14 protein-coding genes are annotated in these 15,781 nt (G+C 44.1%); 7 read left to right on the forward strand and 7 right to left on the reverse strand.

Annotated elements, in window-relative coordinates; translation table 11 throughout:
- Positions 1-276: 276 nt before the first annotated feature.
- From LDO37_RS15300 to LDO37_RS15315, 4 genes are all read left to right on the forward strand, one after another.
- Positions 277-801, forward strand: a complete 525-nt coding sequence (locus LDO37_RS15300) for a TRAP transporter small permease (protein WP_126607319.1) — start codon at positions 277-279, stop codon at positions 799-801.
- Positions 795-2,072, forward strand: coding sequence for a TRAP transporter large permease (locus LDO37_RS15305; protein ID WP_126607318.1), 1,278 nt, complete (start codon positions 795-797; stop codon positions 2,070-2,072). Before LDO37_RS15300 ends, LDO37_RS15305 begins: the two co-directional genes overlap by 7 nt.
- Positions 2,073-2,138: 66 nt before the next feature.
- Positions 2,139-3,191 carry a TRAP transporter substrate-binding protein gene (locus tag LDO37_RS15310; protein WP_126607320.1) on the forward strand — a complete coding sequence of 351 codons (1,053 nt, stop codon included), beginning with the start codon at positions 2,139-2,141 and terminating at the stop codon, positions 3,189-3,191.
- Positions 3,192-3,357: 166 nt separating this feature from the next.
- On the forward strand, positions 3,358-4,299 hold the full coding sequence (locus LDO37_RS15315) for a hypothetical protein (protein ID WP_126607317.1): 942 nt from the start codon (positions 3,358-3,360) through the stop codon (positions 4,297-4,299).
- A 102-nt stretch (positions 4,300-4,401) separates the two neighbouring features.
- On the opposite strand, the gene LDO37_RS15320 is transcribed toward LDO37_RS15315, so the two are convergent.
- The 4 genes from LDO37_RS15320 to LDO37_RS15335 form a co-directional block, all read right to left on the reverse strand.
- Entirely contained in the window at positions 4,402-5,514 is a 1,113-nt protein-coding gene (locus LDO37_RS15320; RefSeq protein WP_104402949.1) for an ABC transporter ATP-binding protein, read from the reverse strand.
- A gap of 2 nt (positions 5,515-5,516) precedes the next feature.
- Positions 5,517-6,359 carry a carbohydrate ABC transporter permease gene (locus tag LDO37_RS15325; protein WP_126607316.1) on the reverse strand — a complete coding sequence of 281 codons (843 nt, stop codon included), beginning with the start codon at positions 6,357-6,359 and terminating at the stop codon, positions 5,517-5,519.
- A gap of 8 nt (positions 6,360-6,367) precedes the next feature.
- Positions 6,368-7,300, reverse strand: coding sequence for a carbohydrate ABC transporter permease (locus LDO37_RS15330; RefSeq protein ID WP_126607315.1), 933 nt, complete (start codon positions 7,298-7,300; stop codon positions 6,368-6,370).
- Positions 7,301-7,400: 100 nt separating this feature from the next.
- Positions 7,401-8,615, reverse strand: coding sequence for an ABC transporter substrate-binding protein (locus LDO37_RS15335; protein WP_126607314.1), 1,215 nt, complete (start codon positions 8,613-8,615; stop codon positions 7,401-7,403).
- Between the two features lie 237 nt (positions 8,616-8,852).
- On the opposite strand from LDO37_RS15335, the gene LDO37_RS15340 reads away from it, so the two are divergent.
- Positions 8,853-9,926, forward strand: coding sequence for an ROK family transcriptional regulator (locus LDO37_RS15340; RefSeq protein ID WP_101112367.1), 1,074 nt, complete (start codon positions 8,853-8,855; stop codon positions 9,924-9,926).
- Between the two features lie 11 nt (positions 9,927-9,937).
- Complete coding sequence (locus LDO37_RS15345) at positions 9,938-11,710, forward strand: family 20 glycosylhydrolase (protein ID WP_126607313.1); 1,773 nt, start codon at positions 9,938-9,940, stop codon at positions 11,708-11,710.
- A 116-nt stretch (positions 11,711-11,826) separates the two neighbouring features.
- On the opposite strand, the gene yaaA is transcribed toward LDO37_RS15345, so the two are convergent.
- Positions 11,827-12,603: a peroxide stress protein YaaA gene (gene yaaA, locus LDO37_RS15350; RefSeq protein WP_126607312.1), complete on the reverse strand. Its 777-nt coding sequence runs from the start codon at positions 12,601-12,603 to the stop codon at positions 11,827-11,829.
- A gap of 117 nt (positions 12,604-12,720) precedes the next feature.
- Positions 12,721-14,175 carry an alanine/glycine:cation symporter family protein gene (locus tag LDO37_RS15355; protein ID WP_126607311.1) on the reverse strand — a complete coding sequence of 485 codons (1,455 nt, stop codon included), beginning with the start codon at positions 14,173-14,175 and terminating at the stop codon, positions 12,721-12,723.
- Between the two features lie 712 nt (positions 14,176-14,887).
- Here LDO37_RS15355 and LDO37_RS15360 point away from each other — a divergent pair.
- Positions 14,888-15,073 carry a DUF3545 family protein gene (locus LDO37_RS15360; RefSeq protein ID WP_101112371.1) on the forward strand — a complete coding sequence of 62 codons (186 nt, stop codon included), beginning with the start codon at positions 14,888-14,890 and terminating at the stop codon, positions 15,071-15,073.
- Positions 15,074-15,212: 139 nt separating this feature from the next.
- Here the strand turns inward: LDO37_RS15360 and LDO37_RS15365 are convergent, their stop codons facing one another.
- Entirely contained in the window at positions 15,213-15,764 is a 552-nt protein-coding gene (locus LDO37_RS15365; RefSeq protein WP_126607976.1) for a hemerythrin domain-containing protein, read from the reverse strand.
- Positions 15,765-15,781 lie beyond the last annotated feature (17 nt).

The raw sequence follows: 15,781 nt of genomic DNA on the forward strand, positions 1-15,781 counted from the left end.
ATCAGACTTAATGTATGCCCTGTTACTTTTTTGAAATCATGGCAACCCGTCGTTATTTATCAACCAAAAAACAACGAATTACAACATGATAGTTTCAACACCACAGATCAAAGAATTGATTGTAAATTATTTATTTTCAAACACTTAACCTATAACAATCATCAATGTTAGAAACTATCATAAATGTGATCTTTTTATCAGTTATAAACAATCATCGTCGCTACATTAACTTTCGAGCAAATCAAGAACTCTACTTGCAGATCGAAAGGAGTCGTCATGCAGAAGTCCGTCATTTCAAGCATCAAACATAAGCTCAATAAAGCCAACCAATTCGCTGTAGGCATACTTACCCTATTGCTCATATTGGACGTGTGGATTGGGGTGCTTGATCGCTACGTTTTCCAATGGCAATTGGTGTGGGTTGAGGAACTGGCACGTTACATCATGATTTGGGCAATCTTAATGGCAGTTCCTTGCTGTACTGCAGGGCGAGAACATATGGGCTTGGAATTTGTGGTTCGTCAATTCCCTGAACATGTGAGAATTCTTATTCATCGAGTATTGGGGCTTTTAACCTGCGCATTCTTTTTCTATATCGCTTATCTCGGCTACTTCTTTGCTATGAAAGGAGCCAATCAACTCTCTACTGTTTTCTCTCTCCCCATGTCCTATGCCTATGCTGCGGTCCCCGTCACCTTTTTCCTCTCTGGATTCCAGGCGTTACTCGTGTGGCTAGAGGATTGCTTAGGTACTGACAATACGCCGAATGGCACATCCGCTCAGGAGGAAGAAGCATGTTGATTGGTGGGCTGTTTCTCTTATTGATGTTACTTGGTGCTCCCATCGCCATCGCTCTTGGAGTGGCGGGTATCACGGGAATGTTTGATGTTGGCGGTGCACACTTTGCTTCTTTGGCACCAAGCAAAATTTTTAACGGCTTAAACATTTTCCCTTTCCTTGCGATGCCGTTTTTCATTCTTGCTGGTGAAATTATGAATTTCACCGGTATCACAAATCGACTGGTGTATTTGGCAGAAGCCCTTGTTGGACATTTTCGTGGTGGGCTTGCTCACTCCAATATGGTTGCATCGGTTTTCTTTTCTGGCATCACCGGGAGTGCCACTGCCGATGCCGCGGCATTTGGTCGAACTCTTGTGCCTGCTATGGAAAAACAAGGTTATAGCCGGTCGTATGCCTGCGCGGTTACCGCGGCAGGTTCCATTATCGGGCCAACTATCCCCCCCTCCGGTTTAATGGTGGTGTATGGATCACTTATGGGGGTTTCCATTGGAGGCCTTTTTGCTACAGGCATATTGCCAGGATTATTGGTGTGCTTGGTTTGCATGGCCATTATTGCCGCCATGGGAAAACGCAAAAATTTACCAAAAATGAGCGAGAAGGCATCGCTAAAAGAAGTGCTTGTTCACTTTAGACAGTCTTCTCTAGCGCTGCTTATGCCGCTGATCATTTTAGGTGGTATCGTATTTGGTATTGTCACGCCAACAGAAGCGGCATCCATAGCCGTGGCTTATGCGATGATCATCGGTTTCTTTGTCTATCGAAATCTGACGTTTCCTGCTCTGTTTCAAATGGTGATCCGCACTGCACAGATTTCAGCGGTGATTTACCTCATCATTGGGTCGGCATCCATTCTTGGTTGGTGGCTGAGTTTCAATCAAATACCCCAGATGATTGCCGATTTCTTTATCTCGCTGTCTGATAACCCTCACATCATCCTGTTCTTGATCATCAGCTTGCTATTGGTGGTGGGAATGCTGATGGATATTAACGTTATGTTGATCATCCTCGCGCCTATTTTGGTACCACTCACCGCGGAAATAGGGATGCATCCTCTTCATGCTGGCATCGTGTTTGTGTTGGCTCTCAATATATCGCTGATGACACCGCCAATAGGGGCATGTCTATTCGTGCTCTCTTCCGTTACCGGTGCACGCATTGAAGGAATAGCCAAAGAGCTAATGCCTTTCTTAATTGGACAACTGCTATTGCTGTTCACTATCGCTTACTTCCCAGACTTGGTGCTGTTTATACCAAGGCTGCTTGGGTATTGATCCGCTACACGAACAACCCGAAACAAAAACAACCTGCTACAAAAACAACACATTAAAGGAGTAATGATGAAAAATTTGTCGAAAACTTTCCTTGCTGCAACGCTGGCCGTCAGTATGGTTGCTGCACCTTACGCCATGGCTACCAAGGTGTTAAGAATTGGTCACGATAATAAAGCTGACATTATGGAAAACCCAGCGCACGCTTTTACGGGAGTGTTTAAAAACATTGTCGAAACTGCATCAAATGGCGAAATAAAAGTTCAAGTATTTCCAAGCAACCAATTGGGTAGCGCGAAAGAGCACATACAAATGGTTAAGGATGGGCAGCTTCAAGGAACACTCTCATCCGTTGGTGCACTTGCAGGGTATTATCCACGTATTGGGGTTTTGGATGTGCCATTTGCTTTTAACAACAATGCCGCAACGTATGACGTGCTTGATGGTCCTTTTGGCAAGGCACTCGCGTCTGATATTGAATCAGAAATAAAAGATGTACGTGTACTTGGTTTTCCAGACACAGGTGGCTTTTTCTCTGTCACCAACTCGAAACGTGCCTTGACCTCTTTGGATGATTTTAAAGGGCTGCGCATTCGAACAATGACGTTGCCGACTCACCAAAAAATCATTCAATCTTTAGGGGCACAAGCCTACCCTCTTTCTTGGGGGGAAGTGTATTCCTCTTTACAAACTGGCGTAATAGACGGGCAAATGAACCCCATTCCAACCGTGTCATTCGCAAAATTCAATGAAGTACAAAAGTACCTAACCTTAACGAATCACCTATTCGCACCATACACCTTTATGATCAATCGCGATTTCTTTGATGGCTTGTCTGCCAATGAACAAAAAATCGTGCGCGATGCCGTGCAAATTGCATTAAGTGCTAACCGAGGATTGTCTCGTTTAATAGAAGCATCAGAAGATCGTGGTTTGGAAGGTCTGAAGAAAAAAATGAAAGTGAACTCTTTAACCGATGAACAACGCCAAAAAATGCGCGATGTTACTCAACCAACCATCAAAGCATACATTAAAGAGACACATGGCAAGAAAGGAGAAGAATTGCTGAACCTCTTCTTAAAAGAAGTGGATTCTGCTAACCAATCGGCTTACCTTCAGTAATCTAACCTGTGCATATTAAGTTTCTATCAACGCTTAATATGCACTTGATTTTATATTGATCGCATTTCTTTTTACCACTTCCAGTAATTTACTGTGAAGTCGTCTCAGTATCCTCACAATGGCAATAATCAAAAGATTTTAAAACCAAAGCTGTTGGAGGTAATTTTTGAAAACATTGAAAGCCCTACTTATCACCGCGCTGGTCAGCGTAAGCTTTTCCAGCCTAGCCACACCAGAATTGACATTTCTCAGCGCCAAACAGTCAGCAAAAGAACTCGGAAAAAATGATGCATTCATGCGCCGTCTGAGCCAGTTTGATATGGAAGCGCGCATGAAAACCGAAGACCACATCATTAAGCCAGAGTTTCGCCGTTTCGTGCGAGCAAATACGCTCGATTGGACAGCGGAGGACAAAGCCAAGGTACAAGACGTCTACACCAATTTACAAAAGGAGTTATCGAAATACCCCTTGGATTTGCCAAAAGAAATCAAAATGATTTTAACGACGGGAAAAGAAGAAGGCACAGCGGCGTATACCCGTGGGAAAGCCATTATTTTGCAGCGCAACAAACTCGAACTTGGTATCGAGCTAAAGCGCATCATGGCTCATGAAATTTTCCATATCTATACCCGCCTAAATTCTGCGAAAAAGGACGAACTTTACCAAAGCATCGGATTTCAACATGTCGGCGAAATTGAATTTCCCGATGACTTGGAAGACAGAAAAATCACTAATCCTGATGCGCCCGTAAACGACTATGCCATTAAAGTAGGATTGAACAACGAGCAAGTATGGGCAATGCCAATCTTGTATTCGGTTTCTGAAAAATACGATCTGAAAAAAGGCGGCGAGTTCTTCAATTATCTGCAATTCAAATTTTTGGTGGTGGCAGATAAAAACGGTGAATGGACATACGACGACGATGAACCCGTGATCGTTGATCGCGCAAAGCTAACAGGCTTTTTTGAACAAGTCGGCACCAACACCAACTACATTATTCACCCTGAAGAAATCTTGGCAGATAATTTTGCGCTGCTGATGTTACGCTCACCTGTGGTGAATTCACCGGAAGTGATTGAACGCATGAAGGCGATTTTAAGCCAGTAGCGTGCGCTAAAAGAAGCTGGTAAAGCTATCACTTTGAGATAAAAAACAACAAAGCCGCTATCAATGAGCGGCTTTGTTTTTGCTTAATTCCAAATAATCTGGCTATTTGACCAAAGGCAGTGCTTGCTGGTCAATATCGAAAAGATGGCAATACTGCTCTCTAAGTTCGATATGCAGAATCTGCCCATTATCCAGTTTATGCGATACCGCCTCTTCACCATCCAACATCAAACTCAGCTTTTCTATATCACCTGAATAGCAATGAACGTAAGAAACCGCCCCTAAATATTCAGCCACATTAATCGTCATTGGCACAATACAACGCCCTTCTTCTACCGCCTCTTTTACAACCAAATGCTCTGGACGAATACCCAAGGTGATTTTATCGCCAGACGCTAAATGAGCACCATTTCTTGGTAAAGTCAGGCGATAACGATCTGCAATGCTGACTGTCGTTTGCGTCTCACTGGATTCCAGCACAGTAACAGGGATGAAGTTCATTTTCGGAGAACCGATGAACCCAGCAACAAACTGGTTTTTAGGGTGATAATAAAGCTCAAGCGGCGGCCCTACTTGCTCTACGCTGCCATCACGAAGCACCACAATCTTGTCGGCTAGTGTCATTGCTTCGACCTGATCGTGAGTCACGTAAACCATGCTGGTTGCCAGAGTTCGGTGCAGCTCGGCAATTTGAATCCGCATATCTACCCGAAGTTCAGCATCTAGGTTAGAAAGAGGCTCATCAAACAAAAATAACTTAGGGTTGCGTACAATCGCACGCCCAATCGCTACCCTTTGACGCTGACCGCCCGATAGCTCTTTAGGTAAGCGGTCAAACAGTTGGTCGAGCTTTAGCATCTTCCCTGCATGATTCACTTTCTTGGTGATCTCTTCCTTAGGGCGTTTATCTATCGAGAGGGCAAAGGACATATTCTCCCGTACCGTCATTTGCGGATACAGCGCATAGGATTGGAACACCATAGCAATTTCACGATCCGCAGGTGCTTCATCGGTAACGTCCCTGTCATCGATGAATATCTCGCCGGAAGTCGGTTCTTCCAACCCCGAGATCATACGAAGCAAGGTCGATTTACCACAGCCAGAAGGTCCAACAAAAGTCACAAATTCTTTGTCATTGATTTCAAGGTCGATGCCTTTAAGAACATCCACTTTGCCATAAGATTTCTTGATGTTTTTTAGTACTACGTGAGCCATGGTTATTCCTTAATTCCACCTTGAGTCAGACCTTGAATAAAGGCTTTGGATGCCAGCAAAAATGCGATAAGTGTAGGTGCCATCATGATGATCAAACCTGCGAACATCATATGCCACTGAATGGCAAATTCATTTTGAAACTCTTGTAAGCCAAGCGTTAACGGATACAAGTCCCTATCTTGTAAGAACAATAGAGGGAAGATGTATTCATTCCACGCACTCACAAACGACAACAATGCTACCGTTGCAATCGCAGGCTTAACCAATGGCAACACAATGCGCCAGTAGATTTGGAAAGGCAAAGCGCCATCCACCCGCGCTGCCTGTTCTATTTCAGGCGACAGATTTTTGAAGAAAGTACTGAGTATGAAAACCGCGACAGGCATCATACTTGCTGCTTGAACCAAAATAATGCCGAGTAAAGAGTTTAAAAGATCCAAGCTCTGAACTACGACAAACAACGGCGCCATAGCCAAACGCAAAGGGACAATAACACCTAGCATAAATAATATAAAAATCAGCCTGTTGCCTTTAAAATGCACCCGTGCAAGTACAAACGCCACCATAGTGCTGAATGCAACAGCAAGTACGACTGTGCCTAGGCTGATAATCAGTGAATTTAAAAAGTAGCTGCTGAAATTCGCTTGCTCCCAAGCACTTAGGTAATTTTCAAAATGCCATTCTTGTGGCATGCCAAATGGCGAGCGGATCACCTGCCCTAGATTCCCTTTCACCGAGTTAATAAAAGCTAAGCCAAAAGGAAGTGCGACAATCAGAGCCCATGTCAGTAATAAGAACTGAACCACCACCTGCTCTAAGGGTTTGAGTTTGAATATACGTTCCATGACTTTCCCTATCGATTACGCATGTTTCTAAGTGCCAAATAGATCGTTGCTGGCAAAATCAAAACAGAAATCACCATGCCGATGGCGGCAGCCATACCAAGATCAGCCGTTCCCGAACCACCACTGGTTCCAAATGCGGTTCGATACTGGAATGTGCCCATGATGTCTGTTGAGTAATAAGGTCCAGCATCGGGCCCCATGAGAATCAAGACATACTCAGCGTTATTGAACACATCAACCATGGTCAAAATCGTAATAAGGACAAACGCAGGCGCCAAAACAGGAAACACAACATGTCGAATGCACTGCCAGCGGCTTGCACCATCCAATACTGCCGCTTCTAGCAAGTCGGAGCGAACGCCAAGAATCGCAGAGAGAATCAACATGATTGAGAACCCTAGCTTCTGCCAAGATTGAAATAGTGCAATGGTTGGAAGCGCTGCACTTTCATCCCCTAAAAACATCAGTGGTGCAGAAATCAAATCCCAATTCATTAATAACTGGTTCAGCGGTCCGCGCACGTCTACCACGAGTTGCCCTAAGAAGGCGACAGCGACAGCAGCCAATGGATAAGGCATAAAGAACAGAAGTTTATAGCCAGATTTTCCTGCCGTATTCCAACTCAATACCAGCGCAAAAGCCGTTCCCAATAAAAGAAACACAGAGATACAAATAGCGAAGAACAATACGGTTTGGTAAAACGCATTCCAAAGCTGGGTACTCATGTAGTCATCAGTTAACAGCTTGGTAAAATTATCAAATCCAACAAAAGTGGCCGGTCCTATGCCTGGCCAATCAAAAAAGGACAGCACTAATGTGCCGAACAGGGGCAAAAGGTTAAATACCCCATACAACAAGCAGCCTGGAATCAGTAGCAACATGTACTGAATCTTTTCTTTCTGCTTGAAGCTCAATCCTTTGGGGCGGGAAAACTCGGTCATACTGACTCCAGCGGTATGGGTATATGGGCGACCTGTATATTCAGGTCGCCGTCTTTCTTTTTGTTTTTACGTTTTTCTTTTTGCTATGACAGAAAGGTCATTACAGGTTTTTGGCTTTGAAGCCTTTTTCAATTTCTTCAGACAACCCTTTACTGTCAACTTTACCAGCTAAGAACTTCTGGAACGCAGGACCGACAACTTCTTCATACTGAACATTGAATGGACCTTTCCAAGTCAAGTGCGCTTGCGCTTGGTTGGATACAAAAGTCGCGGCTTCAGCCTGATGCGCTCCTTCATATTGAATGCCAGATGCATAGGTAGAAAGTTCACCTACGTGATCGGCAAACAACTGCGCGAACTCTTTAGTTGCTGTGTAAGCTAACAATTTGTCTGCTGCAGCTTTCTTAGCACTATTAGCATTAACTAAATACGCGCCATCAGCAAAAGCATAGACTTTACCTCCAGCCCCTGGGACTGGCATAAGACCCAAATTCGCATCTGGATTGGTCTGAGCAATGGTTGATAGTGGAGATGTTGACCATAAGCCATCAATAATCATGGCTGAATCGCCTAAAGCCACATTCGCACGCATACCATTGTAGTCTTGCGCTGCTGCTGAAGGGTTAATGTACGGCTTCCACGTTGCGAAGGTATCTACAACTTTTTGATAGCCGCTAGCGGTAAACGGTTCATCACGCGTTGCAACTTTTGCCATACCGTCGCCAGACAATCCCGCTTCAAGACCTGCACTCATCATGGCCAGAGCCCAACCAGCTCGTCCCGGTACTTCAAGCGGTGTAACACCTGCCGCTTTCAGCGTTTTCATGACTTGCTCAAATTCGTCGAGTGATTGAGGTTCTTTGATATTGTGCTTATCAAAAATATCTTTGTTATAGATGATTTGTACAGTTTGAACGGCAAATGGCACACCGTAAACCTTACCATCCGAGCCTGTCGCTGCACCCAGTGTTGCTGGAGAAATTCCAGATAGATCCACATCGCCACTAACCGGCTTAATCACATCCGCCTTTGCGTATTGATCAATAAAGGAAGCACCAGGGCGACCTTGGAATAAATCCGGACCACCATCACTTTGTAAACCAAGACGAAGACGGGAGTTGTAATCTACGCCTTTAAAGACCTCAACCTTAACGTTGATGTCTTTCATATTCTTAGATACAGCTTCCCATAGAGGACGCTCCTGTTTGCGCCATGTCCATATGGTTAGGGTTTCTTCTGCAATTGCAGAGATAGGTAAAGCGACGGTAAACGCGGTTAATGCGACCAGTGCTTTAACTCCTTTCTTAAACTTCATTGTTTTATCCTCTAGTTAGTTTACAGGGGAAACTAACTATATAATCTAGGCTATTTTTTGCTCGATACAACGATCATGATCACAAATAAGTAACAAAATTATCAATGAAAAATAAGAAAAGTTACATCGATCATACTTCAAATGAATAGATTGGAACGCTTAATTTTTGTTCTTGAATAGTCATATTGAAGTCGCTATAAAGGATATTATTAATTAGTTTCCACAATCAACTTAACCATGAAGCCAAGCCAAAACAGTAAGATTGTCAACTTATCCAGAGTCATCGATAGCATCTGGCGTCATAACCGAATTTCACGGGTAGAAGTCGCAGAACAGCTCGGGCTGGATAAATCCACCATTACTAAAATTGTAGGGTTGCTGACGGAAAAGAATCTGATTTCAGAAGTCACAGCTAAACCTTCCAATAGCAAAGGTGGACGACCGAAGGTATCACTTTCTCTCAATTCAGATATTGGTGTTTTGGTTGGTATTGAGCTCACCGATAGTGTGATTAACGTTTCGGTAGTGAATGTGGATTGCCTAATTGTTTATCGCACCATTATCCCGTTCCAGCCCAAGCGAGGTGTCATTTCCGAAATCGCCCATGTGCTAACGCCTGTACTTCGAGAAATAGAAGATAAGTTCCATAAAATTCTCGCCATTGGTATCGGGTTACCTGGCTTGGTGGATCCGGAGAGCGGGCAGGTGTCGCTATCTAATGCGCTCGAAATATATAAGCCACTTGCGTTGGTGGATAAACTCCGCCAAATATTTGCGTATCCGATCTTCATTGACAACGATGCCAACTGCGCTGCTTGGGGGGAAATGATGCAAACACGTCGTGAGCCCACGACCAATTTTATCTATGTTCTGTTTACCTCTCACCATCGCCACACCGACTCTGAGCATTTAGGAATCGGTTTGGGATTCGTGTTGAACGACAAGCTCTTTTATGGCGATGATTTTTCAGCGGGTCAATACAAAAGTGAACTGGTACATGGAACAGAATCTGCCGATTTGTCCCTGATCCTTCAAGAGTTTGCATCTTCACTTGTCATCATGGGGCGCTTGATGAACATCCATAACGTCATTATTGGTGGCGAAGCCCAACGCTATGGAGCCAATCTTGTAGCCAATATTGATCAGAAACTTGCTAACACGGACGGTCCTAAAACGTGGGATCCCTGCATTAGTTTTTCCACCTTAGGTACTCAAGCTGTCTCGGCTGGAGCCGCCGCAATGGCGTGGCAGAAACTTATCACTCAGGATATCGCGCTGTTTAGTGTGCTGCCTTCTGATAGTCGTATTTAACTGAGGTCCATATGGCAGAATTTTGCCCAACACTGTTTCCTGAACCAAAGTCGATTCAGTTTCTTAATGGCGATCCATTATTTATACCTGGATTAACACGAGGCATGATACCTCGCGTTCAAGGTGAGCGAATCTCATCGCCACAAGTTGAATACCAATATCATAGTGAGTTTACCGAACAATCTTTTGGCATTGAGATCCGAAAGGATGTTTTGTTGATCAAGCACTGCGATGAACTGGGCATTCTGTATGCTCACCACATCATGGCTCAATTGGTTTGCCAGTGCTCTTCGTCATTGCCACAACTGGTCCTTTTCGATAAACCCGATTTCTCGCAACGCGGTGTGATTCTAGATGTAAGTCGAGATAAGATCCCAACGATGGACACCTTATTCGAGCTTATCGATTACTGGTCATCACTCAGAATCAACCAACTGCAGTTCTATACTGAACATGCTTTTTCGTACCAGCTGCACCACAAAGTTTGGCAAGACTATGACCCTCTCACCCCCGAACAAATACGCGCGTTGGATTACTATTGTAAAACCAAAGGCATCGAGTTAATTCCAAATCAAGCAACGTTTGGGCACATGGAAAAATGGCTCTGCCATCCGGAATACACGCATTTGGCAGAACAAACTTCAGGCTTTTATGACCAACGTGGTGACTTTCGCCCGGAATCCTTTGGATTGAATCCCGAAAACCCGGATGTTCCAAAATTCATTGCCGAATTATTTGACGAGTTATTGCCTAACTTTTCCAGTAAAACGCTGAACATCAATTTTGATGAAACCATGGACTTAGGGGTCGATGGCAGTAAACAAGCGTGTGAGACCTTAGGGGAAGGGCAAGTTTATTTGAACTACCTAACCAAAGTGTTGACGATTGCCAGTGAACGGGGAATGTACTGCCAGATATTCAGTGACATGCTGTTTCGATACCCAGAAATCCTTCCTCACCTACCCAAAGAATTGGAGCTGCTCAATTGGGGCTATGAAGAAAATCACCCCTACGATGAAGAACACGCAAAGCTAGCTGAATTTGGCTACCCGTTTCAGGTGGTGGTTTCAACGAATACCTTTGCATCCGTCGCGGGTCGCTGGCAGGCAGCGAAGATTCATATGCGCCGTGCCGCTATTTCTGCCAAAAAGTTTGGCGGACATGGTTATCAGATATCAGAATGGGGGGATATGGGACATGCTCAACAGTTTTCCACCTCGTTACCAGCCTATGCGTTTGGCGCTGCAGTTGCTTGGGGAGAGAAACAAAACATCGATGTAGATATTCGTTATGTGCTCACCACTTTTTGGGGAAAAGAGTATTCCGATTTAACAGACACGTTACTGCAACTTCAAGACGCATACAGTGATTCTGGTGTATCGACACCAAACTGCGCATTTTATGGACCATTTGTGTTTGACCAGAAATCACGTCGCCATATACGAAGAGCAGAACTGAAAGATGAGCAAAAGATCAGGCAGAGCATCGCCCAATTAGAAAGCACTGAAAAGCAAGTGAAGTCAGCCAACGAATCGGTGCTGAAACGAGAGATCCTCTGGACGATAAAAACAATGAAATTGGCAAGCCATATCGCCATCGGTTACATTCAAAACCAATGCCGAGAAGTGGAAGACTTCCCTGCCTCACTGAAAAGGCAATTGGTTCTTCAAGTTGCTGAAATTGAAAGTGAGTATGCCATCTTGTGGCAAGAGAAATATCGCCTTGGTGGTTGTAAGCAAAGCATGTCTCGCCTGCAATATCTGCGACAATTACTTTCACGCTAACAACACCCAATATACCCCGCTCAATAACTCAAACTAAAAACGCCAGCACATTTCTGTGCTGGCGTTTGATTTTGTTCGATCTCTATGCCTTTTTATCGCGGCGCAAGGTGTGTAGCCTAGTTTTGCTCTTCACGCTTGAACACTAACTCTGTTGCTGTGGATTCCGCTTCAACAAAATAGTAACCCGCTGTATCAAATTGAGTTAACGCTTCAACCGAATCCACTTTATTCTGAATGATGTAGCGAGCCATCATTCCACGCGCTTTTTTAGCAAAGAAGCTGATCACTTTGTAATTGCCATTTTTACAATCTTTGAAGACAGGGGTAATAACCGTGCCGTCTACATTCTTTGGCTTCACAGCTTTAAAGTATTCATTTGATGCTAGGTTGATAAGCACGTTGTCGCCCTGCTCTTTAAGCGCTTGGTTCACTTCATCAGTGATGATATTGCCCCAAAACTGATAGAGGTTAGTACCGCGCTCATTGGCAAGCTTAGTGCCCATCTCTAGTCGATATGGCTGCATCAGATCCAACGGCTTAAGCAAACCATACAAACCAGATAACATTCTCAAATGCGATTGCGCGTAATCGAACTCGTCTTCGGAAAATGTTTCCGCTTCCAACCCCGTGTATACATCACCTTTAAATGCCAAAACAGCTTGGCGCGCATTCTCGACCGTAAATGTCTCACTCCATTGCTCAAAACGCGCGGCGTTAAGCCCTGCAATTTTATCACTCACTTTCATCAAGCCTGAAATATCGGCAGGAGTCAGTTTACGGCATTCCTTGATCAGCTCGGCACTGTGTTTAACCAACGTGGGCTGGGTAAAGCGCTCTGTCGCTAGTGGAGATTCGTAATCGAGTGTTTTTGCAGGTGATACAACGATAAGCATGACTTTTACTCTGTTGGGCTGATTTTGTATTGTAAGCATATAAAAAAAGCCACGCTAAGTCAGCATGGCTTTTTCAATTGTATTGATTAGTGAAGTCTATTATCTCTGTTCAAGAGATCAGTTTTTCTCGGGCTCAATATTCTGCTTAGACTTAGTATTGTCCCAGATGCCTTCTTCTAGTTGAGATTGCAGTTCTGGGTAATCTTTCACATCAAACGTCGGCACTTTGCCCGCTTTCAATTGCTTGTTGTAATCCTTTGCCAGCTTCACCACGATGCCAGAAAGAAGCAAGATAGCGACAAGGTTGACGATTGCCATCAAACCCATTGATACGTCTGCTAGGCCCCAAACGGTCGGCAATGTCGCTAACGAGCCAAACATAACCATACCTAGAACAATGATGCGAAAAAGAATCAAACCTTTCTTGCGGTTGTGTTCTAAGAAGATAAGGTTGGTTTCTGCATACGAGTAGTTGGCAATAATGGATGTGAAGGCGAAGAAGAAAATCGCCACTGCGACAAAAATACCACCCCACTCACCAACTTGTGCACTCAATGCACGTTGAGTCAGTTCAATACCAGTAATTTCACCGTGTGGAACGTATTCACCAGACATTAGGATAATGGCAACAGTCGCTGAACAGATAACCATAGTGTCCATAAACACACCAAGCATTTGTACGTAACCTTGTGAAGCTGGGTGCGGTGGGTATGGAGTCGCCGATGCAGCGGCATTTGGCGCAGAGCCCATACCCGCTTCATTCGAGAACAAACCACGCTTAATACCTTGAATCATAGCCTGTGCGATTGCGTAACCTAAGCCACCGGCTGCTGCTTCTTGTAAGCCAAACGCGCTTTTGAAAATCAGGCTAAATACCGCCGGTACTTTCTCTAGGTTGGTCAGCATCACAAACATGGCAAGCAAAAGGTACGCTAGCGCCATAACCGGTACGATCAACTCGGCTGTACGAGCAATCTTTCTCATACCGCCAAAAATAATGAATGCCGAGATAAGGACTAGCGCGCCGCCAACAAATTTAGGCTCTGTACCGAAAGCCGTTTGCATTGCACCAGCAATGGAATTGGCTTGTACAGCGTTGAATACCAATCCAAACGCTATGATCAGGAAAATAGAGAACAACACGCCCATCCAGCGCATCCCCAACCCTTTCTCCATGTAGTAGGCAGGCCCACCTCGGTAGTTGCCATCGGCATCACGTGTTTTGTATAGCTGCGCCAGTGTGCTTTCAGCAAAAGATGTCGCCATGCCCAGCATAGCAATCATCCACATCCAGAAGATTGCACCAGGGCCACCAGCCGTAAGTGCAACGGCGACACCAGCCATGTTACCCGTACCGACACGTGCTGCGAGCGAAGTACAAAGTGCTTGGAAAGAAGAAATGCCCGCCGCATCGGATTTACGGCTGTTCCGAAGAACGGAAAACATGTGACCAAAATGTCTGAACTGAATGAACCCAAGACGAAGGGTAAAATACACGCCCACGCCAACAAGTAAGTAAACTAGAATCGATCCCCAAAGAAGGTCGTTCATTAAATGAATTAAATCTGCCACGATAGCCTCGCATCGAGTTATGACAACAACACAGCTTCACGCTATGCTCCCTTGTTCAGTGCAGGATTAGAGGAGTCCCCTCTTTGTTGTAGTTTTTAGCATTGCACTGGCTCTCCGTTTTTTTCACCGTGTTCGGTAGGAGAAATGTCGGAGTGATTATTTCGACCGCGGGGATAATGCAGACCTAAACGGCAAAAATCAATATGCACACACATGCATTTATTTGTTATATTTCACTATTTTTGCACGATTTATTAACACAACAAACAACACTAACCGCACAACAGCCAAACAAAAATCCTAAAATTTCTTTACAAAAAAGCGTATCAACCTTCGGTCATTTTTTGTGTGCTACAAATGCAGCGTAACCCTTTGCCTAGCGAGCTTTACCGAATTTTTATGAGTGATTGTTCGTTCAACCCTTAACAATAATTTGCAACTTTGAAGAAAATACCTCTTTGATATTCATCTCAGCCCTTTTCAGGGTTGCTTCTTTAACATAATTAAATGTCAGAATTTTTCTTTATTTGATACTGATCGCTCATTTTTCATTCAAATATTTTCGCTGTAAATTGTGAAATTCCGCAGGGTTTCTCATAAAACCTTCATAAAAGAGAAACAAATGAGAAACACATCAAGGTTATTCTGCAAGCAATTATGTTACTTAAAAGGCTCCAATCGGAGTCTTTATAACAAAAAAGAGAGGTCGCATATGGATGGCTTTCAACTCGAAGATATTATGGCTATGAATGGCCAGCAGACTCGCTCAACACGTTCGAAACCGGCTAAACGGAAATGGCGTGAGATAGAAGCGATTAAAGATCGACAACGCTTGCAACGCGAACTAATGGAAATGGATGTTTGTAACGAGTACGACCTAGATGACATCGACTTATAAATAAAGAGGCACCTTTGGGTGCCTCTTTTTGTCATTACCGTCGAGAGCTTACCGTTTTCCGAGTCTTTACTTAGCGGCAGCTTGTCAGCTTTCTCGCTTGAAAATCTGCTCGTTTGAATCTTTCTCGTGTCAAAACAGGTTAAGTGCTTTCAAACTCGGTTTGCCTGACTCTTGCCGCTAGCTGACGATATTGATCTGCTATTGTGTTGCCGAACACTGGGTCTTCATCATCATGAAGCCATTGGCTTTCGACCGCCCGCCAATCTGCGGCAGTAAAAGCTTTGGCTATTTTAGGAAGAACCTCTCTCTCTTCCATTTCCAAATGTCCCTTCTGCCGCGAAATGAACTCTTCCAGCTGCAATGCAAATATGTCTGATGGGATCACTGCATCGTGCAATATCATTTCTACCGTATTTTGAAACGCTTCTGTCACTTTAGATAAGGCTACGTGCTCCTTCTCAAGATCATCGATTTTTTGCTGGTTTCCATAGTGGTTAGCAAAGTGAAGGTAAAGAATGTCTTCTTTCGGGTGATGTGTTTTCTGTGAGTGAATAGCTAAATAATCAATGATCTCTTTAACTAAGCTGTAGTTAATGGTTTTCTCGTTTCTTAGCTGCTCCAGCTTGGAACTCAAAATCGCCAACAAACGAACCATATAACCATGTTCTCGCCTTATTTTTTCTATAATCATGGCTTCATTCCTCTTTT

Source organism: Vibrio penaeicida, assembly GCF_019977755.1.
GTDB classification, from domain to species: domain Bacteria; phylum Pseudomonadota; class Gammaproteobacteria; order Enterobacterales; family Vibrionaceae; genus Vibrio; species Vibrio penaeicida.

Coding starts and splice junctions, on each gene's coding strand:
- LDO37_RS15340 (WP_101112367.1), top strand. CDS start 8,853: ATGAAGCCAAGCCAAAACAGTAAGATTGTCAACTTATCCAGAGTCATC.
- LDO37_RS15320 (WP_104402949.1), bottom strand. CDS start 5,514: ATGGCTCACGTAGTACTAAAAAACATCAAGAAATCTTATGGCAAAGTG.
- LDO37_RS15305 (WP_126607318.1), top strand. CDS start 795: ATGTTGATTGGTGGGCTGTTTCTCTTATTGATGTTACTTGGTGCTCCC.
- LDO37_RS15335 (WP_126607314.1), bottom strand. CDS start 8,615: ATGAAGTTTAAGAAAGGAGTTAAAGCACTGGTCGCATTAACCGCGTTT.
- LDO37_RS15330 (WP_126607315.1), bottom strand. CDS start 7,300: ATGACCGAGTTTTCCCGCCCCAAAGGATTGAGCTTCAAGCAGAAAGAA.
- LDO37_RS15365 (WP_126607976.1), bottom strand. CDS start 15,764: ATGATTATAGAAAAAATAAGGCGAGAACATGGTTATATGGTTCGTTTG.
- LDO37_RS15325 (WP_126607316.1), bottom strand. CDS start 6,359: ATGGAACGTATATTCAAACTCAAACCCTTAGAGCAGGTGGTGGTTCAG.
- LDO37_RS15360 (WP_101112371.1), top strand. CDS start 14,888: ATGGATGGCTTTCAACTCGAAGATATTATGGCTATGAATGGCCAGCAG.
- LDO37_RS15300 (WP_126607319.1), top strand. CDS start 277: ATGCAGAAGTCCGTCATTTCAAGCATCAAACATAAGCTCAATAAAGCC.
- LDO37_RS15310 (WP_126607320.1), top strand. CDS start 2,139: ATGAAAAATTTGTCGAAAACTTTCCTTGCTGCAACGCTGGCCGTCAGT.
- yaaA (WP_126607312.1), bottom strand. CDS start 12,603: ATGCTTATCGTTGTATCACCTGCAAAAACACTCGATTACGAATCTCCA.
- LDO37_RS15345 (WP_126607313.1), top strand. CDS start 9,938: ATGGCAGAATTTTGCCCAACACTGTTTCCTGAACCAAAGTCGATTCAG.